This is a genomic window from Spiroplasma sp. hy2, from assembly GCF_044714365.1.
Taxonomy (GTDB): domain Bacteria; phylum Bacillota_I; class Bacilli_A; order Mycoplasmatales; family Mycoplasmataceae; genus Spiroplasma; species Spiroplasma phoeniceum.
Genome location: NZ_RXFZ02000252.1, coordinates 1 through 1,102, shown reverse-complemented (window position 1 = coordinate 1,102; position 1,102 = coordinate 1). Strand labels below are relative to the sequence as shown.

Here is a 1,102-nt window from a genome sequence, read left to right as displayed (position 1 = left end):
TTAARTTATCTAATTAATGAAAAAACCAAAGCAGTAGATGCGCAAATAACAGTTAGTGCTAGTGAAAAAGATAATAATTGCGAATTCTTACAAACACCAGATGGGACAAATTGTAGTTATATAATTGATATGTTTTCTATTCAAGCATTATATAAAGGTAATTTTGAAATTATCTTTTATGCTGATAACCCATATACAAATAATGAAGAAGATTACTTACGATTATCAGTATGAAGTTTTCGTGGAAAAACAAAAAGTGTATTAAATAATTATTTACGCGATATGACAACTAATTATAAAACTAGTTTCTTATTACCACATGATTATGAAATACCAACATTTAATTACCCACAATATGTTCTTCCACCAGTGCCATATAATTATTCAGAATATACAAAAGATATTATGCCTTCCGATGTAGTATTACCATTAAAAACTAAAATTATTGTAAATCCACATTGTATTAATCGTGGTAATTTATTTTTAGATAATTTATATGATGGTTATTATGAAATAGAAATTGATTTAAAACAAATTGACCCAACAATTCAAAGTATTAGTAAATTTATTAGTTCTTATAAAACAATAGAAATAAGTAATCTTAATAATATACAAGTTGAATGTGGGCCACCTGAAATAGAAAATTTTATTCCTGATAGAAATGTTAATCTTATAGCGGGTGCTAATAGTTGTAATAATAGTCTGGGACTATTATCAAATGCTGTATTAAAAAAATATGGATTATCTCAAAATACTATTATTAATTTTGATAATACCATAACTTTATATACTGATAATATAACTAATGATATTCAAACAGTTGCCACTGCTTTTACCAATGGTTTACCAAGCGGAAATTATCATAGTATTTATTGAACCGAAAATAATAGTGGAGTTTTTCAATTTTTATTGCAAATTTCTGATGATAAAATTAAAGAAACATATTTACAAGCATATTATACAAATAATATGAAATTAAAAATTAGATTTATAAAAAAATTGAAACCAGAATTAAGATTTTTAGGTGGTACTGGATATTGACCTTATTTTGGTAATGAAAAAGATATAATAATAGATGTTTCTAATCCAAATGTTTTAADAA

The 1,102-nt window shown here is 24.2% G+C and carries 1 protein-coding gene; it reads left to right on the top strand.

Annotated elements, in window-relative coordinates; all coding sequences use genetic code 4:
* The coding region (locus tag EHV01_RS05845) for a hypothetical protein (protein ID WP_422066641.1) at positions 1–1,102 on the top strand (1,102 nt) is incomplete at both ends.